At 55.1% G+C, this 22,427-nt stretch carries 20 protein-coding genes and 1 pseudogene; 8 read left to right on the forward strand and 13 right to left on the reverse strand.

Annotated features, from left to right (window positions below):
• Nucleotides 1-16: 16 nt before the first annotated feature.
• The gene (locus tag AYT24_RS09325) at nt 17-718 is read right to left on the reverse strand and encodes an SDR family oxidoreductase (RefSeq protein WP_010933720.1); all 702 of its coding nucleotides are present in this window, start codon (nt 716-718) and stop codon (nt 17-19) included.
• Nucleotides 719-953: 235 nt separating this feature from the next.
• Here AYT24_RS09325 and AYT24_RS09330 point away from each other — a divergent pair, with 235 nt between their 5' ends.
• Both AYT24_RS09330 and AYT24_RS09335 read left to right on the forward strand, forming a co-directional pair.
• Nucleotides 954-2,273, forward strand: coding sequence for a pentapeptide repeat-containing protein (locus tag AYT24_RS09330; RefSeq protein WP_010933722.1), 1,320 nt, complete (start codon nt 954-956; stop codon nt 2,271-2,273).
• A gap of 35 nt (nt 2,274-2,308) precedes the next feature.
• On the forward strand, nt 2,309-2,542 hold the full coding sequence (locus AYT24_RS09335; protein WP_164927142.1) for a hypothetical protein: 234 nt from the start codon (nt 2,309-2,311) through the stop codon (nt 2,540-2,542).
• A gap of 47 nt (nt 2,543-2,589) precedes the next feature.
• On the opposite strand, the gene AYT24_RS09340 is transcribed toward AYT24_RS09335, so the two are convergent.
• From AYT24_RS09340 to AYT24_RS09365, 6 genes are all read right to left on the reverse strand, one after another.
• On the reverse strand, nt 2,590-2,868 hold the full coding sequence (locus tag AYT24_RS09340) for a hypothetical protein (RefSeq protein WP_164927289.1): 279 nt from the start codon (nt 2,866-2,868) through the stop codon (nt 2,590-2,592).
• 156 nt (nt 2,869-3,024) lie between these two features.
• Nucleotides 3,025-4,209: a TRC40/GET3/ArsA family transport-energizing ATPase gene (locus tag AYT24_RS09345; RefSeq protein WP_010933725.1), complete on the reverse strand. Its 1,185-nt coding sequence runs from the start codon at nt 4,207-4,209 to the stop codon at nt 3,025-3,027.
• A gap of 198 nt (nt 4,210-4,407) precedes the next feature.
• Complete coding sequence (locus AYT24_RS09350; protein ID WP_164927290.1) at nt 4,408-5,070, reverse strand: PAS domain-containing protein; 663 nt, start codon at nt 5,068-5,070, stop codon at nt 4,408-4,410.
• 120 nt (nt 5,071-5,190) lie between these two features.
• A complete protein-coding gene (locus AYT24_RS09355) occupies nt 5,191-5,961 on the reverse strand; it encodes a DUF475 domain-containing protein (RefSeq protein WP_164927143.1) in 771 nt (256 codons plus the stop codon).
• Between the two features lie 87 nt (nt 5,962-6,048).
• On the reverse strand, nt 6,049-7,962 hold the full coding sequence (locus tag AYT24_RS09360) for a potassium transporter Kup (protein ID WP_164927144.1): 1,914 nt from the start codon (nt 7,960-7,962) through the stop codon (nt 6,049-6,051).
• A gap of 197 nt (nt 7,963-8,159) precedes the next feature.
• The gene (locus AYT24_RS09365) at nt 8,160-9,131 is read right to left on the reverse strand and encodes a tetratricopeptide repeat protein (RefSeq protein ID WP_226986810.1); all 972 of its coding nucleotides are present in this window, start codon (nt 9,129-9,131) and stop codon (nt 8,160-8,162) included.
• 465 nt (nt 9,132-9,596) lie between these two features.
• Between AYT24_RS09365 and AYT24_RS09370 the strand changes: the two genes are divergently transcribed.
• Both AYT24_RS09370 and AYT24_RS09375 read left to right on the forward strand, forming a co-directional pair.
• Complete coding sequence (locus AYT24_RS09370) at nt 9,597-10,079, forward strand: septal ring lytic transglycosylase RlpA family protein (protein ID WP_010933732.1); 483 nt, start codon at nt 9,597-9,599, stop codon at nt 10,077-10,079.
• 212 nt (nt 10,080-10,291) lie between these two features.
• Nucleotides 10,292-11,650, forward strand: coding sequence for an FAD-dependent oxidoreductase (locus AYT24_RS09375; protein WP_010933733.1), 1,359 nt, complete (start codon nt 10,292-10,294; stop codon nt 11,648-11,650).
• A 189-nt stretch (nt 11,651-11,839) separates the two neighbouring features.
• Here AYT24_RS09375 and AYT24_RS09380 read toward each other — a convergent pair whose 3' ends face one another.
• Nucleotides 11,840-12,118: a hypothetical protein gene (locus AYT24_RS09380; RefSeq protein ID WP_164927145.1), complete on the reverse strand. Its 279-nt coding sequence runs from the start codon at nt 12,116-12,118 to the stop codon at nt 11,840-11,842.
• 75 nt (nt 12,119-12,193) lie between these two features.
• Here AYT24_RS09380 and AYT24_RS09385 point away from each other — a divergent pair, with 75 nt between their 5' ends.
• From AYT24_RS09385 to AYT24_RS09395, 3 genes and pseudogenes are all read left to right on the forward strand, one after another.
• Nucleotides 12,194-12,526, forward strand: a complete 333-nt coding sequence (locus AYT24_RS09385) for a cytochrome subunit of sulfide dehydrogenase (RefSeq protein WP_010933735.1) — start codon at nt 12,194-12,196, stop codon at nt 12,524-12,526.
• A gap of 16 nt (nt 12,527-12,542) precedes the next feature.
• Nucleotides 12,543-13,828, forward strand: a pseudogene (locus AYT24_RS09390) (FCSD flavin-binding domain-containing protein).
• A 361-nt stretch (nt 13,829-14,189) separates the two neighbouring features.
• Nucleotides 14,190-14,345, forward strand: coding sequence for a hypothetical protein (locus AYT24_RS09395; protein WP_226986811.1), 156 nt, complete (start codon nt 14,190-14,192; stop codon nt 14,343-14,345).
• A 254-nt stretch (nt 14,346-14,599) separates the two neighbouring features.
• Here the strand turns inward: AYT24_RS09395 and AYT24_RS09400 are convergent, their stop codons facing one another.
• The 3 genes from AYT24_RS09400 to AYT24_RS09410 are packed head-to-tail and all read right to left on the reverse strand — an operon-like array spanning nt 14,600 to nt 17,257.
• Nucleotides 14,600-15,115, reverse strand: a complete 516-nt coding sequence (locus tag AYT24_RS09400; protein WP_010933738.1) for a CIA30 family protein — start codon at nt 15,113-15,115, stop codon at nt 14,600-14,602.
• Nucleotides 15,116-15,142: 27 nt separating this feature from the next.
• Nucleotides 15,143-16,564, reverse strand: coding sequence for a tRNA uridine-5-carboxymethylaminomethyl(34) synthesis GTPase MnmE (gene mnmE / locus AYT24_RS09405; RefSeq protein WP_010933739.1), 1,422 nt, complete (start codon nt 16,562-16,564; stop codon nt 15,143-15,145).
• Nucleotides 16,565-16,585: 21 nt separating this feature from the next.
• Nucleotides 16,586-17,257, reverse strand: coding sequence for an SDR family oxidoreductase (locus AYT24_RS09410; RefSeq protein ID WP_010933740.1), 672 nt, complete (start codon nt 17,255-17,257; stop codon nt 16,586-16,588).
• A 229-nt stretch (nt 17,258-17,486) separates the two neighbouring features.
• Here AYT24_RS09410 and mazG point away from each other — a divergent pair, with 229 nt between their 5' ends.
• Complete coding sequence (gene mazG, locus AYT24_RS09415) at nt 17,487-18,305, forward strand: nucleoside triphosphate pyrophosphohydrolase (protein ID WP_010933741.1); 819 nt, start codon at nt 17,487-17,489, stop codon at nt 18,303-18,305.
• Nucleotides 18,306-18,361: 56 nt separating this feature from the next.
• Here mazG and AYT24_RS09420 read toward each other — a convergent pair whose 3' ends face one another.
• Nucleotides 18,362-19,009 (reverse strand): alpha/beta hydrolase, encoded by a 648-nt coding sequence (locus AYT24_RS09420; RefSeq protein ID WP_164927146.1) that lies wholly within the window; start codon nt 19,007-19,009, stop codon nt 18,362-18,364.
• A gap of 70 nt (nt 19,010-19,079) precedes the next feature.
• Complete coding sequence (gene treS, locus AYT24_RS09425; RefSeq protein WP_010933743.1) at nt 19,080-22,406, reverse strand: maltose alpha-D-glucosyltransferase; 3,327 nt, start codon at nt 22,404-22,406, stop codon at nt 19,080-19,082.
• Between the last annotated feature and the right edge of the window lie 21 nt (nt 22,407-22,427).

Raw genomic sequence — 22,427 nt, forward strand, 5'->3', positions numbered from 1 at the left:
GTCTCCCCCGCTCCTGCTATTCAGCGAGCTTGTCAAAGCAGCCGGCAAGCGACTCCTGCGGCTCCGGAGTCTCGATAATCACCTCGAAGGTTTTGTTTGCGGCCTTTTCAACCCACAGTGAAAGCACGGCCAGTTCGGCCACGTCTGACCGGTTCATCCAGCCATTCCACAAGTGATCGCCCTGCTCGACATGCAGCCGGTGCTGGAGCGGCTCGCCATCCCTGAGACCGCCGGGGCGGATAACCGTGTATGAACGCCCTTCAGAACCGAAGATTTTCCGAAGATGCTCCTCGGCAGCAAGCTTCATGCTGAGAACACCGCCAAACAGGTTGAGCGGATGAAACCACTTGGTCACCGCAATTGAGCTGACCATTGCGAAATGCCGCACGCCAGCCTTGGCGGCCTCGTCGATCAGCCTGATCGCGCCATCACGGTCAACCTCAGACGGCGAGGCCTCACCGCTCATCGCCGATGAACCGAGCGCAGAGATGACCGCGTCACAGCCGCTGACCGCCCGGCGGATTGCCTCGGCATCCTGGATTTTCCCAGTCACAACCTCGACGCCCTCTCCGAACAGACGTCTCGCTTTCTCCTCACATCTGACAAAAACCCTGACCGGCACACCATAATGCAACAGGCGCTTGACAACCCAACTGCCAGTTTTACCCGTAGCTCCGGCTACAAGCACTTTTTTTCCGTATTCCGATTTATGAGCCATGAGGCTTCCTGATTATCGAGTTTCCTTTTAAACTGGTACTCAATAAACAAAACCATTTCTACAGGCACTCTGTTTCCAGCATTTTTTATAAAAAAGAGGCCGCCAGTATGGGAAAGAGCCTGATGGACTCTCTCTCTTTTTCATTAAGTTTCAACATAAGCCGCTGCTTGCAAGGGAAAACAAACGGCACGCCCGTCAAGTCAGCATTCTTCCAGACACCATACAACATCGCACCATGAAAATCCACAGCCAGGCCTTTCCGGCAATCATTCTTGCGATCACGCTCTCCGCCCCATCCATTGCCCATGCCTATAACCGCGATCAGCTGCAGTTGCTCCAGAAAAGCGTTGCTGAATGGAATGCCATGCGAAATCAACATCCGGAGCTTGCTATCGACCTCTCCAAAGCCAATCTCGAGGATGCGAAGCTGAACGGCGCGAATCTGTCGAAAGCCAATCTCTCCAAAGCCGATCTCAGCGGAGCGTCACTCGACAAGGCAAATCTCGAGGGTGCGAACCTATCAATGACGTATCTGAAAAAAGCCAACATGAAAGCCGTCAATGCCGCCCACGCCTGGCTTGCTGACGCGAACCTGAACGGTGCTTTCATGAAAGATGCCTCTCTGAAAGCGGCCAATCTTGCGAGAGCAAACCTGAGATGGGCGAAGATGAGTGGTGCCGATCTGGAACAGGCCAGCCTCAAAGATGCGGTGCTGTTCGAAGCGGATATGGAAGGCGCAAACCTCAAGGGCACACAGTTCAACAAAGCACGATTCCTCGGAAACGCCATACTGAAAGATGCTGTCCTGTCAAACAACAGCGTACTGCCCTCAGGCGAGCCGGTCACTCGCGGCTGGGCAATGATGCACGACGCTCGTTTCGCCAAAGAGGAACCTGCCGCGCCACTGGAGTTCGTGCCACCGGTCGTGGCCGCGCCGGTGATCATTCCGGAGAACATGCCAGCGGGAGGCGTTCAGGCCATTCCAGCACAGCCCGTGCCAGATGTAAGGGAGGTCGAGGAGTGGAATGCCATGCGACAGAACAATCCTGAAGCGAAAATTGAAATGACCGAGGAAAAACTTGGTCACGCAGAACTCGGTGGCGTCGATCTGAGAAAAGCGTCATTATCTAAGTCTGATTTCGAGCGGGCCAACCTTGACAAGGCCAATCTGGCGGGAGCGAACCTGGCCGGAGTAAACTTCCAGAGAGCTGACATGAAAGAGGCAAACCTGAAAGGTGCGAATCTTGAAGGTGCGAACCTCGACAGGGCCTTCCTGAAGGGGGCTGACCTTTCAGGCGCCAACCTCAAGGGTGCCATACTGTACGGAGCGATGCTTTATGGGGCAAATCTGGATGGAGCGATACTGACCAATGTCTCGCTGTTCGACGCCAATCTGGAAAAAGCTTCCCTGAAAGGGGCTGACCTGACCGGTGCGACCTTGATCGGAGTGAACCTGACCAATGCGCTCATCTCTCCAGCCACGACCACGCCTTCAGGCAAAAAGGCGACACGAGGCTGGGCAACGCTCAACAACGCTGTGTTCATCGATAAATAACTGAGGCCGTAACGCTAAACAGGAAAGGTTCCATCATGGCTAACATTCTTGTCGCAAGCTACTACAGCCGTTGGGATCTGGCTGAGCACAAAGGAAGAATCGCGCTGTACGATTCAAGCAACCAGCTCATCGAAAACCACCTGTTCACAAACCCGTCCGAGTTCCAGGTTGTAGCAAGCATGCTGCGGCATGAAAAACCACTCTGGTTCGATACTGAGGCCAAACACCTCCGTACCGGATCAGAGCCGGTTGGCGAATGGGAAAATTAAGTGCAGGCAAAAAGCGTGTCCCTCATGACAAGAGACGCTTTTTTTGATCAGTTGGGAAAGCGCTTCCTGTGAAAAAGCTGCTGCAAGGGCTGGGCTTTGCTGATATTGGGGTCGTTGACCGGCAGGCGATGCGTTTTCCCCGTACGGGTGATCACTTCGATCGTGCCGTCGCCGTTAACAGCAGTCACTTTCCAGAACTTGTCAACCACATAATGATAATGCTCACCATGCTCAAGGGCGTAGACCTGCCTTGCTCTCGGCCCTGGCGACACGGAGCTTTTTGGCTTGTGATAAATGATTGAGTCACCGACCCTGAATTGCGACATTACCCCTCCTTCCCGTTGATTCAACGGCGTATAACCCTGCATATAAAAAGCTTGTTACCGTTGATTGTATAAAAAAAATCAAAAAAACGCTACACTTTTTTTCATCCTTTAGAAGCAGGAGCTGTGTTGCCTATCTGCATCTCTCCGGCAGCCCACTCACGAAAGCTCTTCTGAAAAGCCGATGATAAGCCGGTCACCCTCCCATCGCGCCCCGGTGGTTCTAAGCGTCGCCAGCGCCTGAGGCAGTACCATGTTCCGCCGGTGGTTACCGATCCTGATATTCAGCTCGTCACCACTCTTGCTCAACTGAACTGAGTCATCAGGAAGGCCCGGAAGCAGCAGTTCAAGATCGTATCCGCCTTCCGACTGTTTGATCTGATAGGGATTCCGCCGGAAATAAACCTGTGAAGGATCCTCGTCTCCGTAAAGCATCTCTTTGAGTTTTTCAAGGGTGGCCATACCGCATATTTCCCTTGAATAGAGAGGCACCTCCCTGACAGGCAGCGGACTGAAACTGTCGATAATCTCCTGCCTGTAAAGCTTCTGGTTCTCCTTCCAGTACTGGAAATAGGGATCGGTCACCTCATCGGGAATGATCCGGTTGGCAACAACCATGTCGATGGCGATGTTATAGAGGCTGAGATAAGCCTGCGCCCGCAGGGACTCCTTGATGACCATCTTTTCGGGATTCGTAACCAGGCGCACGGACGTCACATTGTTGTCGGTCAGTATCTTGCCCAGCGCTTCGATCTGCTCGTAAAATTCGTAAGGAAGATCCATCATCTCCTTGTCGGGCAGCGAAAAGCCGGCAAGCGGCTTGAAAATCGGCTCCACCAGCGGCCTCAGGTACACAGCCATCTTTTCGAGCGGCTTGTACAACCGTCGCATGTACCAGCCACCCACTTCGGGAATGCTCAGGAGGCGCAATGCTGTGCCGGTAGGAGCAGAATCGATGATCAGCACATCGAAATTGCCCTCCTTGTGATGGCGAAACACCCTGACCAGCCCGAAAATTTCATCCATGCCGGGCAGGATGGAAAGTTCTTCGGCCTGCACGCCATCCAGCCCCCTGGCCTGAAGCACTTCGGTCATATAGCGTTTGACGCTGCCCCAGTTGTGCTCGAGCTCTTCGAGCACATCAAGTTCCGCGCCCCAGAGGTTCTCGCAAATCTTGCGAGGCTCATGGCCAAGCGGCACATCGAAACTGTCGGCAAGCGAATGCGCCGGGTCAGTGCTCAGAACCAAGGTTCTGTAACCCAGCTCAGCACAACGCAGACCGGTAGCCGCAGCCGTAGAGGTTTTGCCAACGCCACCTTTACCTGTCATGAGAATCAAACGCATACACGCTCCTTTTTTTTCTTAACCAACCACAGCCGAGAAAAAATAGTTTGTTCTTCCCTGCCATGCCCTCGATCCGGGGACAGAGCAATACCACCCCATGGAATAGCATGCAAAAAAGCCTCTCTGCCATAATGGCGAAAGAGGCCTGTTGCTTGCTCCGGCATTCAGCATATGAAACGCCGGCGTTGCCCGAAGCGATCAGAACAGCGGGTTATCCGTTTTGCGCAGAATAATCGTGTATTCGTACTGATCAGTCATGGGCTTTCTTTTGATCGAAAGGCTCCACTCGACATTCAGCCAGGAACCATCTCCGGTCTTGAATCTCGAATAAAACATGAGCACCGCCTCATGAGGCTTCTGGCGATCAAGTGCCGTCTTGAAATGCAGGTAGTCCTCCGGATGAAGAATTTCCGAAAGCGCCACACCAGCAAGCGAACCGGGCGCAAAATCCAGAAATTTCTCTATCGAGCTACTCAAGTCGACGATCTTCTCTTCGTCGTCAAGCACGGCATAGGCTTCAATGGCTGGCTTGAGGCGTTCTTCAAAGCGACCAATGTGCATCCGCACCTGCCGAAGCAGATTATCAATATCCATCCTGTAACGGGAAAGCGCTAACGCGTCGCTGATCGGACTGGTCTGTTCTCCTACAGCATGGCCGGTGAGAATCCAATCGATATCGGCCCCATCCTTTTCGAGCCGTTCCAGCATCTTTTTTCCCGGCAGGCACTTGCCTTTGAGATATGGAGTCATCTGCGCTGGATATTTGATACCTACCGCCCTGCAGAAAGCGTTGACTGAACCATGCTTTTTAAGGATATAACTTCTGAGACGATGATTGAATCCACTGTGTGTAGTCGTCATGGCAGTCAATAAAGAGCTGTTGATAATTTGTGCGTACTCAACGAAAAACCGTCACGACGCAGTGATGGCAACTGCCATCGGAAATTGTTGTTTCGCGCAGCAGAAAAGCCCCGCAGCATCTCATTCGACACCTTCCTTTGCCGGCACATTAAACAAGGCGCTGGTAACCAAAGGTGCCAGGAAAATGGTCACGGTGATGACCGACATCACAATATCGGCCTGGTGTCCTTCGAGATAACCAAGAATCACCATCCCCGGCCAGAGATGTTCAAAAAAGGAGAAGGTTAGCCTCAAGCCAAGAACAGCAAGAACGATATAGGCACAACTCTCCAGAAATGGGTACTCTTCCATCAATCGTATAAAGCCATACGCGACGAAACGCATGACAAGAATACCGATGAAAACACCGGTACAAACCAGAATGAGATTGTCCGTGAAGGCTACTGCCGCAAAGACATTGTCGATCGAAAAAGCGATATCCATCATCTCGACAAACAACACCGTTGCCCAGAACGGCCCGATTCTTCGAGAAACAAATCGATAGAGGCGATTGTCACGTTTTTCTGTACACATCGCGTCGCCATCCTTCGAGCCGCGGTTATTCCACCAGTTCCAAACAAGATAGAGCAGATAGAGACCACCAAAAGGCCTGAGCCACCATGCACTGACCAAAAAAGCAGCAAAAAACAAGAAAAGGCCCCGAAAAAGATAAGCACCTAAAATACCATATGTTAAAGCTGCTGGACGCTGTTTCTGGGGTAAATCAAGAACCATGGTCGCAAGTACTGCCGCGTTGTCCACCGACAGTAGACCTTCGATCACAATGAGGTTGAAAATGACAAGCAGTGACGAAGCCGGGTGCTCAATGATATGCTGGACAAGTTCTTGCATCAAAATACAGAAAGCTCTTTTCCCTTTCTCTATATCAATATAGAGAATAGTATACAGAAGACAAATACAAGCGCGGGAAAAGCAGTATTAAATCTGTACCTGCACACCTATTTCGATAACCTGCCCCGAGGGAAGATCGTAGTAAGCCGTAGCGCTCAGTGCATTGCGGGCCATAAGCGCGAACAATTTTTTTCGCCAGACGCTCATTTTCGATTTCATACCCGTAACGATCTTTTCCCGATTGATAAAATAGCTGATTGCATCAGTCCTGAAATGCATTCCCTGCTGGTTAGCAAGAGCAAGCACCTGCCTGATGTTGGGATACTCCATGAAGCCATACCGGGCGATAATCTTGTACATCCCGTAATTGAGCTGAATGACTTCCACTTTTTTGCTGTTCGGCACACGAGGCACACGCTCGGTGGAGAAATGCAACAGGCCTACCTCTGAATGCAGAATCTTGTTGTGGCGCATATTGTGTAACAGAGCCATCGGCACCACATCAGGGTTGGCCGTCAGATAGATTGCCTGCCCCTTGACCCGCTGCGGCTGCTGAATGGCGAGGCTTTCGGTGAACTCGCTGACCGTGAGCGTACGATCCTGAATCTGCTTCATCAGAAGCAAACGCCCCTGCTTCCAGGTCAGCATGAGGGTGAACAGCGCAAACCCGATAACCAGCGGGAACCAGGCGCCGTGGAAAAGCTTGCTGACGCTGGCCCCGAAAAACGACAGATCGATCAGCATGAACATGCCCATCAACAGATTGAGGCCAAGACGGTTCCAGTTCCAGAGATCACGAGCGACATAGTAAAATAGCACGGCAGAAATCAGCATGGTCGCCGTCACGGCCACACCGTAAGCCGAGGCAAGTTTACTCGAGGAGCCGAACCCGGCGACAAGGGCAATCGTCGAGAACATCAGCGCCCAGTTGGCCGCTGGAACGTAAATCTGGCCAATATGACTGGCTGAGGTATGCTGTACGGTGAGCCTCGGAATATAACCGAGCTGGATACCCTGCTGGGTCAGCGAAAAGATCCCCGTGATAAGCGCCTGAGAAGCGATGATGGTGGCAAGCGTGGCCAGAATGACCATCGGAATGATGCCCCATGACGGAACCAGGGCATAGAATGGATTCCAGGACTTGGCTGGTTCGGAGAGCAGCACCGCCCCCTGGCCGAAATAATTCAACAACAAAGCCGGCAACACCAGCAGGCTCCAGGTCAGCCGGATCGGCCGCCGTCCAAAATGGCCCATATCGGCATACAGCGCCTCGGCGCCGGTAACGGCAAGAAAGACAGCGCCAAGCACCAGAAAGCCTTTAGCGTGATTGTTTACGAGAAACTCCAGCCCATACCAGGGAAATACCGCCTTCAGAATCGCCGGATACTTGACAATCTCTACCAGACCGCACAGCCCGATCGAGGTGAACCAGAGCAAAATAATCGGGCCGAAAAATGAACCAACCTTGGCCGTGCCATGATGCTGAAAAAGGAACAGCCCGGCAAGGATGGCGATGGTCACGGGAATAACCAGCGGACCGAAGCTGGGGGCGATGATCTGGATACCCTCGACAGCGCTGAGCACCGAGATCGACGGCGTAATCATACCGTCGCCATAGAGCAGCGCCGCACCAAACAGGCCGAGACTGACCAGAATCCACCGTTCGCTTTTGTTCTTCTTGCTGTGGGAAATGATCAGAGCGGTCAGTGCCAGAATCCCCCCCTCCCCTTCGTTATCAGCCTTCATAATAAAGGTCAGGTACTTCAGGGTAACAATCAGGAGTAGTGCCCAGATCAGCAGAGAAAGTACTCCGAGCACGTTGGGAGTGTTCACGGGAATGCTGAATTCGCCATGAAAACATTCGCGGATGGCATAGAGAGGACTGGTACCAATATCCCCAAACACCACGCCAAGCGCGGCAAGCGACAAGGTAACAAGACGCTTGAAATCAAAATTATCGGAGGAGAAAGATAAATGGGATTCGTCTGACGTCGTTGACATAGGGCAGGAAAAGTCTTGTTACCACAAAGGGTTCACCGGAAAACCGGTTACGGCGAGATAAGCCCTTCGCGAATGGATCGTCGTTTCTGGCTGACAGCTTTGGGTGATAACAGACGATCTCATAAGCTTCTGGATAATGCGAACGAAAGAATATACACATTCGCTTCCAATTGCAAACAAGCACCACCCGACGCGGTTCAGGGCGGCATGCTATCCCGGCTCGTTATCTCCCTGAGCGCCTCGACAGCCAAAGAATCGCCAAACGCCGCAGCCCGCCGGAGATCTTCAATGGCACCCTGCCGGTCACCAGCGAGCTTCCGGACGACGCCCCGGTTGTACCAGCCCGCAGCATCTTGCGGAGACTTCGATATGACGAGGTTCAAGTCTTCCAGAGCCCCTTTATAGTCTCCCAGTGAAAGCCGAGCGAAAGCCCGGTTATTCCGGGCGACAAGCATACCAGGATCGAGCACAAGAACCTTCGAGTAATCCTCAACGGCCTCTTTTGCATCTCCGAGGGAGATGTGCGCATTGCCCAAATTGTACCAGGCGACCTTGTAACGAGGATCGATCCGAACCGCTTCGCGGTAATCAGCGACCGCACCTTGAAGCTGGCCAGAGAGATTTCTGGCAAGCCCGCGATTGTTGTACGCACCGGCAAGCAACGGATCAAGCGCTATGGCTCTGGTGAAATCGGCGATCGCAAGCGCATATGCCTTTATGGACATCCTGATCGTGCCTCGATTGTTATACAATTGAGCCATGTCCGGCCGGAGAGCTATCGCTCGTGACATGTCCGCGAGGGCTTCCGCATATCTGCCAAGAGCCGCCAGGGCAAATCCGCGGTTATTGTATGCTCCGGATGAACGGGGATCAAGGCTTATGCTCATGCTATAATCGGCAATCGCGCCTGTCAGGTCGCCAATTGAAACACGGGCAAGACCCCGGTTGTAAAAAGCATCTGCATTGCGGGGAGTAAGACGTATCGCGCGGCTGAAATGATCGATCGCGTCCTGATAATTGCCTTCAAGCCCCCTCCGGATACCCTGATCGATCAATTCTTCAGCAGGTCCGGCGGCGGACACAAACGGCATGGTCAACAGCAGATACAACGCCATCAGAATGGCGCCAGTCACCCGTGTGACGGCAAGCCAGGTTCGTTTGTGTCCCACGTGCTGACTCTACTGGATATGTTTGATCTGAATGCTCAATATCCTGACTCAACCGCAATGGAGGCTAAAAAGCTTCCCGCACCCGGCGACACACCCCGGACCGCGCAGGCCAGCAAAATGAAAAATGGGCACATAATCAGAAGCAGATACAACGCGCATCCGACACATTTCTCGCAGTTCTTTTACTCAAAACGGCGTTCATTTCAAAACAGGAAATCAAACAGAATGGCGGCCTAACTGTCTTTACTATAAATAGTTAATAAAAAATCAAAAACAATTACCTCTGGCTATCGGCATTCAGATCGACAGGATTTCGCACTTTAAAAACATTTTTCTTATATTTTCAGTCAAGCATCAATACTACAAAAAGAAACAGCGCTCTACCAGAAACATTCACATGAAAAAAACCAAAACCATACACAGCACCAGACCGAGTAGACGCGCGTTAAACAACAGTATGCGATTATGAAAAAACGCTTTATTTTGTACAGCCACCTTGTATTGGCATTATCCTTCTTCATGTCAGTTTCTCCGTTCAACGCTTTTGCAAGCCAAAACGGAGCCATAGCTCAATCCTCACCACAGAAAAACAGTTCATCCCGGAACGCAGTATTAAAATTCACAACTGCAAAGCCGCTGGACAACGGCAACCGGTTTATGGTTGCAATCGGAAAAGCATCCTATTACACCAACAGATTCCGCGGCCAGACAACAGCAAACGGCGAAACGTTTGACATGAAAGAATTCACCGCTGCCCATCGTTCTCTGCCGTTCGGAACTATCGTCAGGGTAACCAATCTCAACAACGGAAAAATGGTCTTCGTAAAGATCAACGATCGGGGGCCCTATGTCAAAAACCGGATCATCGACCTCTCGAAAGCTGCAGCCAAACAGCTCGACCTTGTTGACAGTGGCGTCGGCAGAGTCAAGATAGAAGCGTATAACTAACTCTCACATCAGGCTTTCATAAACTCCCTCAGTTTGTTCAGGCAATCGAAGGTTTTCGATTGCCTGTTTTTTTTATCTGAGGATTTTCATCGATTCCGCTTATCCCCTTCTATTCGTTACACGCCCGTAAATCGTTCAGAAAAGCTTGTCGTTCTCCCAACAATAGTGTAATTAGGTGCGGTTTTTTCCCAACTCTTTTCCCAAGAAAAATTATGAACAAACAGGTCGATGTTCTTGTCATTGGCGGCAGCGCGGCTGGCATTGTCGCCGCCACCACCGGCAAGGCATTCTATGCATCCAAATCGTTTCTCATCGTCCGCAAGGAACCCGAAGCGGTCGTGCCGTGCGGGATTCCCTATATTTTCGGCACCCTCGATGGCGTACACCAGAACATCGTTCCCACCGCGCCGCTGGCCAACGCTGACGTCGAGCTGCTCATCGACGAAGTCGTTTCAATTGACCGCGAAGCCAAGTCAGCCACCACCGCCGGAGGCGTGGTCATCTCGTGGGACAAGCTCGTGCTCGCGACCGGCTCCGAACCGAAAACCCCCGACTGGCTCGAAGGGCGCGACCTCGACGGCGTGTTCGTCATCCCGAAAAACCGCGACTACCTGTGCCGTCTCCGCTCGCGGCTCGAAGAGCCTCGCCGGGTGGCCATCATCGGCGGCGGCTTCATCGGCGTCGAACTGGCCGACGAGCTGGCCAAAAAGGGCCATGACGTGACCCTCGTCGAAATTCTTCCGCATGTCCTCAGCATGGCCTTCGACAGCGACCTCTCGCTCAAGGCCGAGGAGCTGCTCGTCAAGAGAGGCGTGAAGCTGAAAACCGGCGAGAAGCTCAAGAAGCTCGCAGGTCAGGCGAGCGTCTCAAAGGTCATCCTCGAAAGCGGCGAAGAGATCGAGGTCGACATCGTCATTCTGGCCACCGGCTACGCGCCCAACGTCGAGCTGGCTCGCTCGGCGGGCATCAAGATCAATGAACTCGGCGCCATCCGGGTTGACGAGTACATGCGCACCGAAGACAAGAATATCTTCGCCGTCGGCGACTGCGCCGAAAAGTTCTCCTTCATCACCCGCATCGTCAAGGGGCTGATGCTCGCCTCGACCGCCTGCTCGGAGGCGCGAATCGCGGGCATGAACCTGTTCGGCCTCTCCCGGCTGCGCACCTTCAGCGGCACCATCGCCATCTTCTCGACGGCCATCGGCGGCACCACCTTCGCCGCCGCCGGAGTCACCGAACAGCTCGCCCGCGAGCGCGGCTTCGAGGTCGTTTCGGCAGGCTTCACCGGCATCGACAAGCACCCCGGCACCCTGCCCGAAACCTCCAACCAGTACGTCAAGCTGATCGTCAACAGCGAAAACGGCCTGGTGCTCGGCGGCGCGGTCATGGGCGGACAGAGCGCTGGCGAGCTGATTAACGTCATTGGCGTCATCATCGAAACCAAGATGACCGTCAACGAACTGCTCACGCTCCAGTTCGGCACCCATCCGCTGCTCACCGGCCCGCCGACCGCCTACGCCCTCATCAAGGCCGCTGAAGCCGTCGAAATGAAGCTCCGCCACTTCAAGTAAAGCCAGCCGAAAACCCACCATCCCCCCGGATCACGCCTGATCGGCAATCCGGGGGAAGCCTGGCCTGCCATGCCTGCGCGACCCCCCTGAGAACGATTTTCCAGCTATCGACTACCGCTCCCTTTCTTTGTTTTCAAATAACAGGTCACCAAAAGACGAGACTCTCGTCAATTCAGATTTTGCAAACAATTAACAATAGTTTGCATTTAGATTATATTTTGATGCAATTTGCTCAGAAAAACTTGCCTGCAACGGCTTATCGTCTGATTGAATAACAACGCCCGATCGGCAAGCTTTACCCTCATCCTTCCATTTTTTTGTGATCCGCCTGCCAAGGGCACGCCACAATGCCTCGGTGCTGATTGCTCGGCGTTCGATTGATTTTTGGATTGCGTCCTGCTCGTCATTGTTTTCGATGGCATCAAGCGGTTCGCGGGTACTTCGGTATTCAACATTGTTGTTCGCCATTTTTTCCAACAATCTTTACGTCAAGTAAATACAGGAGGAATTTTTATGCCACGAACGAAAAAACACGTGTTGGCCATGCTTGCCGCCGCGCCCTTGCTGCTTGCCTCGGGCAACGGATTTGCGACCACGGGGCCGGCAGCAAAACCCGCCGTCAAGCCCGTAACCGAATCGCGCGGCGAAATCCTCTCGCTTTCGTGCGCCGGATGCCACGGCACCGACGGCAACAGCTCCAGCGTCATTCCGTCGATCTACGGCAAATCGCCGGAGTATATCGAAACCGCGCTGATCGACTTCAAGAACGGCAGCCGGACATCAACCGTCATGGGCCGTCACGCCAAAGGATATACCGGCGAGGAGATTCACCTCATCGCCGAATATTTCGGAAATCTTTCCAAAAAGAACCACTAACCCGAAGGAGGCGGATATGAGCATTTCAAGACGTGATTTCAACAAGCTGCTCCTGGCCGGCGCGGCAGGCTCGGCGTTCGGGTTATTCGGCAGCGGCAACACGGCGTTCGCGGCCAGAAAACGGGTGGTGGTTATCGGCGGCGGATTTGGCGGCGCAGCTACGGCCAAGTATCTCAAAAAGCTCGACCCGACGCTCGCGGTCACGCTCATCGAACCGAAACCGGCTTTCGTGACCTGCCCCTTCAGCAACTGGGTGCTTGGCGGGTTGAGAACCATGAAGGATATCACTCACACCTACACGGCTCTCCGTACCAGACATGGAGTGAATGTCATTGCCGACAGGGTCGTTTCTGTCGATGCCGCAAAAGGCACGCTCAGGCTTGCGGGTGGCCGGGTTATCGGATATGATCGTCTCGTCGTCTCTCCCGGTATCGATTTCAAGTATGACACAATTCCGGGATACAGCCAGAAAATCGCCAAGTCAAAAATGCCTCATGCCTGGCAGGCTGGCCCGCAGACGATTCTCCTGCATCGCCAGCTTCAGGCGATGAAAAATGGCGGCACCGTCGTCATCTGCCCGCCTGACAATCCGTTCCGTTGCCCTCCCGGCCCGTACGAGCGCGCAAGCCTGATCGCTTACTACCTGAAACAGCACAAACCGAAATCGAAGATCGTCATCCTCGACGCCAAGGAGAAGTTCTCCAAGCAGGGACTCTTCACCAAAGGGTGGGAGAGCCGCTATCCCGGCATGATCGAGTTGCGCGGCTCAACCGGAGGCGGAAAAGTTCTTGGCGTTGACGCCAAAGCCATGACGGTCGAAACTGATCTCGGCGCGGTGAAGGGTGACGTCATCAACGTCATCCCGGCGCAGAAAGCAGGCAAAATCGCTTTCGAGGCAGGACTTACCAATGAAAAAGGGTGGTGCCCGGTCAATCCTTCATCCTTCGAATCGACGATTCACCAAGGAATTCACGTCATCGGAGACGCTTGCATCGCCGGCGCGATGCCGAAATCCGGCTTCGCGGCCAGCAGCCAGGGTAAGGTTGCCGCAGTGGCGATCATCAACCTGCTTCGCGGACAGGAACCAGCTCCGCCGTCTCTGGTCAATACCTGCTACAGCCTGATCGGGCCGAAATACGGCGTTTCCGTTGCGGGCGTTTATCAGCTGTCTCCCACCGGAATCGTTGAAATACCGGGATCGGGCGGCCGACTCCGGCCGATGCCAGCGACGAACAGCTGGAACAGGAGGCGATTTTCGCCGAAGGCTGGTACACCAATATCAGCAAGGATATCTGGGGATAAACCATTGGACAGCTGCGGAGTACCGGCTGTCAACCATCAAGCGCCATTACCCCTCACGCACAAGGCAACTCCTGATTGCCGTAAGCGCTAATAGATTACAAACTCTGGCGCTACGGCAATCGGTGAGATGTTTTTTTTGATGAAAACCCGCAAGAATAATTCTGACCGCACCAAGTATCCCCCCTTTGATGTTCCATCTCTTCATGCACATCAAGAAACGCTGTTGAAAATGTGTCCTGTCTTGATCTTTCAAGAAGCGCTTTGGGCGGTCGAGTGAAGCTATCCAAGTGTTCAATACGCTACATTTTTGCACATTGCATCTCAAGTCGCAATACTCGCCGATTTTCCCTATGAAGTATTTATGAGTGCAGACCCGATCACGATCTTCCGCAAAACCTGGGGCACCTACCAGAAAGTCATCAGTCACAACCTCATGTTCCACAGGAGGGAGATCACGACTGCCGTGGCAAAGCTGTTCGAAAGCCGCAATGCTAAAAGGTATGATCGCAACGTTTAAACAGAGGTTAACTCAAAATCAAAATTCCATAAAAACACCCATGAAATACCGGATCACATCACAGGAACAGAGGGGTTCCGCAAAACGGCCAGACCAAAATCAACGACTGACAAGCAGATGCGGTTCATTGCAAGAACCATAGCGACGCGGGAACCATCATAAAAAGATTGTTTTTTCAGTCAGTTCTGTTATTGACATGGCGCTATCGTTTCAAAGCTGCCGATACATAGCTTAACCCCAGGCAATTTTACAAGCTACCTGAATGACGATGCAACGGTATCCGCCCGGTACGCCTCGATCCACGCAATCTCAAGCCAGAACGCCCCCGCCTGTTTGTTCGAGACAAGCAGCCCGATCTGCACGATATTGCTGCTATCGAGCGGCGGAACATCGACAAGCGTTCTGCCCCGAAATGACGGAATGAAGCCTGCAAAAGAAAGATCGATCTCCATCCATTCGTCCGGCACGGTCTCGAAATCGAATTTATAGACGACGCCGTCAAACCGCTCGTCATTCCTCGCCCTGAAGCTGTAGCGCTTGCCGTCGCCCTTTACCCTGATCCGAAACCCGGCAAAATCCGCATAGTTCCGCCGCTCCAGCACCGTCCGCACCGAAGCGAACCCGCCGGAGTTTTCGAGCGACAGATTCCCGGCAAACACAGCGGTTCCGTCCTGGGTCAACTGCATCGCGCTGTTCGATACACCGCCCATCACGACATCATCGACATTCACCCAGTTCAGGCAGGTGGTTTTGAAATCACAAACAAGCATGGTGGTAAAGTCGTAAATGTTCTTTGTCTATTTCCCGATACAAAACTTGTCAAAAATCGTATTCAAGACCTCTTCATTCACCACCTTTCCAGTGATTTGGCCGACGTAGTCGAGGGCGGCTCGGAGTTCGAAGGCGATGAGTTCGGTCTCGCTCTCATGCGCGATGAGTTCGAGGGCGTTTTGCAGAGCATCGGAGGCGTTGCGCAGGGCTTCGTAGTGGCGGAGGCTGGTAACGAGCACGCTCGCTTCGTGGAGTTTGTCGAGGTTTTTGACGAGATCGCCCATGTGCTGCTTGAGCGTGTCGATACCGTCTCCGTTGAGTGCGGAGATACCGATGACTTCCGTGCCGGTACCGTCGGCGATGGCGCGGATGAGGGCGTCTGCGTTTGCGGCGCGGTCGAGCTTGTTGGCGACGGTGAGGAATTTCGCTGCGGGGTGAGCCGCTTTCAGTTCGCGGATTTCGGTAAGTTCATCGTCGAGCCGCTCCGTGCCGAGGTCGAGCAGGTAGAGAATCAGGTCGGCTTCGGCCATCTTCATGCGGCTGCGGCGGATGCCTTCGTGCTCGATCTCTTCGCCCGCTTCGCGCAGTCCGGCGGTGTCGGTGAGGCGAAACATGGTCTTGTCGTGAATGAAACACTCCTCGATGTAGTCGCGCGTGGTGCCGGGCATGTGGCTGACGATGGCGCGTTCCTGACCAAGTAACGTGTTGAGCAGCGTGGACTTACCGGCGTTCGGCTTCCCGGCGATGACCGTCGAGACCCCTTCGCTGACAATCCGGCCGTGCTGGTAGGAGTCGATGAGCCGGTTCACTTCGCTACGGAGCGTTTCGATTTGCATGGTCAGTTCGTCGCGGCTCTGGAATTCTACATCTTCCTCGCTGAAGTCGAGTTCGAGTTCAATGAGGGCGCAGGAGCGGATGAGCTGTTCGCGCAATCCACCGAGCCTCACCGAGAGGTCGCCCTTCATCTGGCTGACCGCCGTGCGGTAGGCCGATTCGGTGCGGGCGTGGATCATTTCGCCGATCGCTTCAGCCTGCAGCAGATCGATGCGCCCGTTGAGGAAGGCGCGGCGCGTGAACTCACCCGGCTCGGCCAGGCGGCAGCCGTTGTCGAGCATCAGCCGCAGCACGCGCCCCACCACCACCGGCCCGCCATGGCAAGTAAACTCCACCATCTGTTCGGCGGTGAATGAGCGCGGCGCGCGGAACACCAGCGCAATCACCTCATCCACCATCTCCTCGCCGTCGTAGAGCCGTCCGAAGTGCGCGGTGTACCCGGCGGCCTCGGCGAGCTTGCCGCTGCCGTGCACTTTGCGGAACACGCGGTCGGCCAGGTCGAGTACCCCCGCGCCGCTGATGCGCACGATGGCGAGCGCCCCGACACCGACCGGCGTGGCAATGGCGGCGATGGGGTGGCCGGGAACGGGAAGATGAAGATCGGAAGGTGACATAAGTCATAACAAAATTATGAGTTACAAAGGGCGAACGGTCATTTCGTCGGGAAGCATGCCGTCTGGCAATGCAACAAGCGAGACGATCAGCTGGGCGAGGTCATCCGATTGCATATGCTTTTTCGGTTCGATACCGGCGTGATCGAAAAACTCCGTCATGACAGAACCGGGATTGATGCACGACACGCGGATGCCAAAGCCGCGCAGCTCCTCCATGAGTGATTCGGAGAAGCCGTTAACCGCGAATTTCGAGGCGCAATAGGCCGTGCCACCCCTGATGCCGCGCTTGCCCGCCACCGAGCCGATGTTGACGATCATGCCGCGTCCGGCGGCTTTCATCGACGGCACGACCTTGCGCGTGCAGAGGAACATGGCGGTCAGGTTGGTGTCGATCAACCGCCGCCACTCCACCGGATCGATGGATTCGATGTCGCGGAAAAAGCCGATTCCAGCATTGTTGACCAGCAGATCGATGCGCCCGCTCTCGGCGAACACAGCCTCGAACGCCTGGTCGATCTCGGCTTCGACGGTCACGTCAGTCTTAAGCCAGCGGAACCGCTCGTGCGCGATGGGCGTCTCGCGGCGGCTGAGGCCAAACACCGAAGCTCCGGCGTCGAGCAAGGCGCGGCAGATGGCCAGACCGATGCCGGAGCTGGAGCCGGTCACAACGGCAGTTGAGTCTGCAAGGTTCATGGGCTGGATGCTGATTCAAGCGCTGGGAGCGCCGGGCTCCACAGCTTTCTGTTTTAGAATATTCTGCGTTTCACAATAGTCTAATGCAAATCGTTGCACGAGTTAACTACAAATAAGATGCTGAGCTGAAGCCCGGCGCTCCCCGGGTAAAACGCTTCGTCATTTTAATAGTAAGAATTCTGCACGCGAAAGAGTAACTTCCGGCACATCACAACAAGCCCCCGACATCATGAAGCACGAAGCGAACCCATCCATTGAAACACTGAAGGAGTCCGTTCTCAAACACAACGCGGTCACGCCCGCCGAGCATTTCGAACGGGTGGTGAACCTGGTGCGGGTGCTGCGCTCGGAGTGTCCGTGGGATCGCAAACAGACACCGGAATCGCTGGCGCACCTCTTGCTCGAAGAGAGCTACGAGCTGGTGCATGCCATCGACACGGGGGACGATCCTGAGCTGAAAAAGGAGCTGGGCGACCTCTTTTTGCACGTCTGCTTTCAGGTGCTGCTGGCCGATGAGGCAAAGAAGTTCTCCTTCATCGATGTCTTCGAGGCGCTCTGCCACAAGCTCATCAGCCGCCATCCGCATGTGTTTGGCGACGTGAAAGCTGAAACCGAGCAGGATGTACTCGGCAACTGGGAAAACCTCAAGATGAAGGAGGGGCGCACAAGCCTGCTCGACGGTGTGCCGAAGGCGATGTCGGAGCTGCTTCGCGCCTACCGGGTGCAGAAAAAGGTGGCGGGCATCGGTTTCGACTGGCCAAGCGACGAAGGAGTGCTCGACAAACTCACCGAGGAGATCGGCGAGCTGCGCAACGCGGCCAGCAAGCAGGAGCGCGAGGAGGAGTTCGGCGACCTGCTCTTCACGATCGTCAACTACAGCCGCTTCATCGACACCAACCCCGAAGACGCCCTGCGCAAGGCGACCAACAAATTCATGGATCGCTTCAGGAAGGTCGAAGCCTCTGTTCTGGCTTCAGGAAAAAGCTGGAAGGAGTTCTCGGCTGAGGAGCTGAACGGCTTGTGGAACGAGGCGAAGAAGGCGAAGTAAGCGAAGTCATACGTCGGGCGAAGAATGACCGCAGGGGCAACCCAGGTGCCGTTAATTCACCCTCTCCCTATCTTGTTTAGAAACCTTCCCGCAGCATCAAAATACTCAGCCGTTGGCCCATGCCCTCCCCGGAACTGGCTCACCACCGGCTCAATCCCCGCCTCTCGTAAGCGGGCAACATCGGCCTCGAAACGCTTCTGCGGATAGAACCGGTCACGATCGCCCCGCCCAATGTGCACGGCGCGCATCCTTGAGCAGTCGGCGATTTCCGGCGGGATATCGCCGCCGAGGAGCATCACGCCTACAACCGGATGGCACCCAAGCACGGCGGTTCGACAGGCCATTCCCGCGCCTTGCGAAAAGCCGTGGAGCACGAGGCGACCATCGACCGGCTGCTCCGCCATCACACGCCCGATCACCGCATCGACATAACGCACATTTTCGGCGATGCGTCGGTCGCGGTCGCGCCGGGTCATCCAGCTCGAGCCGGGCTGGCCTTTGGCATTGATGAACGGATGCAGCGCCTCTATCGGCAAGCGGATCCATCTGTCCGAGCCGGGGATGTTCCGCAGCAGTTCCAGCTCGTCTTCGGCGGTCTGGCCGTAGCCGTGAAATCCGGCGAGCAGCGGAAACGGACCGCTGCCGGGTGGCGATTCAACCAGATAGCAGCCGCTGACCGTGGTTTCGAGATAGTATTCATTCATGGAATCGCGTGGCAAAAAAAGCCTGTCTCGCGTTTGCAAGCGCGAGACAGGCGTGAATAGTGCGGATGGGTCAGTTACGGATGAGGCGCAGGATGCCGTTCATTGGAATCGGCAGCCACTCGGGGCGGTTGTTCAGCTCGTAGTTCAGCTCGTAGATCGCCTTGTTCATCAGGTAGCTGCGCAGGAGCAGCTCACGCTGGCGCGGCTCTTTGGGAATCAGGCCCGAACCTTCGGTTTGCTGCGTATAGACATCGATAAAATGCTGACCAACATAGTAGCTCCAAAGCTCGGCCCACGGCTCGAGCGCCTTGCGATCTTCGGGCCGGATAGCCTGGTTCTGCATCAGCACGTTGAAGGCCGCGTAGTCGAACGAACGCAGCATACCCGCGAGGTCGCGGTAGACCGAGCGTTTGATCTTGCGCTCCGAGAGTGAGCGGGCCGGCTCGCCCTCGAAATCGAGAATCACGAAGTCATTACCGGTGTAGAGCACCTGGCCGAGATGGTAGTCACCGTGAATCCTGATCTTGACCGTGTCGATCTTCTCCTTGCGGATCGGCTCGAACTGTTCGAGAATCTCCTTCTGCATATCGAGCAGCTTATGGGCAAGCGGACGGGCCTCCTTGGGAACGGCGTGTATGGATTCACGCAGGAAGATCATGCTGCGCTTGACCTGGTCAGTCATCGCCTGATAGATGGAGCGCTGGTAGAGCGTCGTGAACGGCTCGGGCGAGAAAGCAGCATCGGTATCGACAGAGCCGAGCGCACGATGCATACCGGCCGTGCGCTCAGCAAGCTTGCCGACCATCTGGAAATAGAACTCGCCGATCAGCTCATGGATAAGCTCCGGCAGTTTGCTTGTGGTGCCAGAAAGTTCCGGCAGCGTTGGCGGAAGCACGCCCTGCGAACAGCGCGACAATACATCCTCATAGTACCGGCGGACATGGCCGAGACTCAACTGCCAGCCGTCGGATTCATTCGGAACGAAATTCTGGAGAATGCCGAGCGAACAGCGCTCCCGGTAGCTTTTGCCGTAGTCAAACGAGCCGAGATAGACCGGAATGTTCCGGTACTCTGTCTGATCGGTCAGCACGCGGGAGATTTCGATTTCGGGTGCCATGCCGCTGTCGATCTTGCGGTAGAGCTTCAGGCAGAGCTGCTCACCGTAGCGAATCGAGGTATTGCTCTGTTCCAGGCCCATCAGATGCGAGGCGGGCGGCTCTTCGCCGGCGGTCGAGAGGCAACTGTTTTCGAGCATCTTGCCGGCATCCGCGGTGATCTTGCCAGCTGCGCCGGACCAGGTCTCTCTGTGCAGGATAAGATCGAGCAGCCTTGAACGGAAGGTCTCGTCGGCTGAAGCGTCGATGAGGAACCCTTCAAGGCCATCAAGTTCAACCCTTGCTATGGCATGACGGTAGAACAACTCATCCGCAAGGTTACCTCGCTCCACTGGCACGAAGGTCAGCGGAAGCTGGTAGCGTTCATTCTCGCCACTCGGATAGTTCACTTCAGTCATCGCAAACGCAGTGTTCTCCATTCCGGCGACCGGCACGGTATCGGTCACCCTGATTCTGATGATATTGCGGGCTTTGCCCCCGAACCAGCGCACGCTCTTGTAATAGGGTGGCAGAATAGCGGTTTCGAACTGGTCGAGACTGCGGCCAACAAACAGCTCCTGCCAGCTTCCGGCACGAAGGGCAACCTTTTCAAGCAGGGCAGACCTGTCCGCCGGCGACTCCTCGCGGATCAGCCGAAGCCAGAAATAGCCGTATGGTCCGAGCGCGACCATATATGGTGTTTTGTGCACTCTCGGGAAGCGGTTCATGCTGAAAATCTCCTCCGGCACGCATCCCTCATAAGCGGAAAGATCGACGTTGATCACCTGTGCGTTGCGGGACAGGTTGATCACGGTGAGGATGGTTTCATCTTCGTACGAGCGGATAAACATCAGCACCTTGGGGTTGTTGGCGTTGAGGAACTCGATGGTGCCGCGGCTGAACGCTCGGAAGCGGCGGGCCGTGGCGATGGTGTGGCGCATCCACCAGAGCAGCGAGTTGGGATTGGACTCCTGCACCTCGACGTTAACCGCTTCATAGTGGTACTCGGGGTCGATGATCACCGGCAGAAGCAGGCGCTGCGGATTGGCACGCGAAAAGCCCGCGTTGCGGTCGGCGTTCCACTGCATCGGGGTGCGCACGCCGTCACGGTCGCCGAGGTAGTAGTTGTCGCCCATGCCGATCTCGTCGCCGTAATAGAGCACCGGAGTACCGGGCAGGGAGAGCAGCATGATGTTCATCAGCTCGATGCGGCGGCGGTCGTTCGACATGAGCGGCGCGAGGCGGCGGCGGATGCCGAGGTTGATGCGCGCCTTGACATCGTGGGCATAAACGCGGCGCATGTAGTCGCGCTCCTCGTCGGTCACCATTTCAAGCGTCAGCTCGTCGTGGTTGCGCAGGAACGACGCCCACTGGCAGCTCTCCGGAATTTCGGGCGTCTGGGCGAGAATGTCGATGATCGGAAAACGATCCTCGGTAGCCAGCGCCATATACATGCGCGGCATGAGCGGGAAATGGAAGTTCATGTGGCACATGTCCCCCTTGCCAAGATAGGCGGCGGAGTCCTCCGGCCACTGGTTAGCCTCGGCAAGAAGCATCCGGTTGGGATAATGCTCGTCCACATAAGAGCGCAGCTTGCGCAGGAACTCGAAGGTCTGCGGCAGGTTCTCACAGTTGGTGCCTTCAGCCTCGTAGAGGTAGGGTACGGCATCAAGCCGCAGGCCATCCACTCCCATGCCGAGCCAGAAATCGAGCACGTCGAACAGCGCCTGGTGCACGGCGGGATTCTCGAAGTTCAGGTCGGGCTGGTGATGGAAAAAGCGGTGCCAGTAGTACTGGCCAGCCACGGGATCCCAGGTCCAGTTCGAAGCCTCGAAGTCCTGGAAAATAATGCGCGCCTCGCCATACTTCGTCGGGTCGTCGCTCCAGACGTAAAAGTCGCGCTCCGGCGACCCTTTCGGAGCCTTGCGGGCTTTTTTGAACCACTCGTGCTGGTCGGAGGTGTGGTTCACCACCAGCTCGGTAATCACCTTGATGCCGCGCCGATGCGCCTCTTCGAGGAAGTCGCGGAAATCCTCGATCGTGCCGTAGTCGGGATTGACCGACTTGTAATCGGCGATGTCGTAGCCGTCGTCGCGCAGTGGCGAGGGGTAGAACGGCAGAATCCAGATCGCCGTCACTCCGAGGCTTTCAAGGTAGCCGAGGCGGCTCTTCAGGCCGCGAAAATCACCGATGCCATCGTTATCGCTGTCACAGAAGGTTTTGACATGTAGTTCATAAATAATGGCATCCTTGTACCAGAGCGACTCCGGCTGATAGCTTGTTACAGCTTGTTTTTTAGGCATTGGTGGTAAAAAAGGTGCTTT

Origin of the sequence: Chlorobaculum tepidum TLS (genome assembly GCF_000006985.1) — a bacterium.
Classification (GTDB): Bacteria; Bacteroidota; Chlorobiia; order Chlorobiales; family Chlorobiaceae; genus Chlorobaculum; species Chlorobaculum tepidum.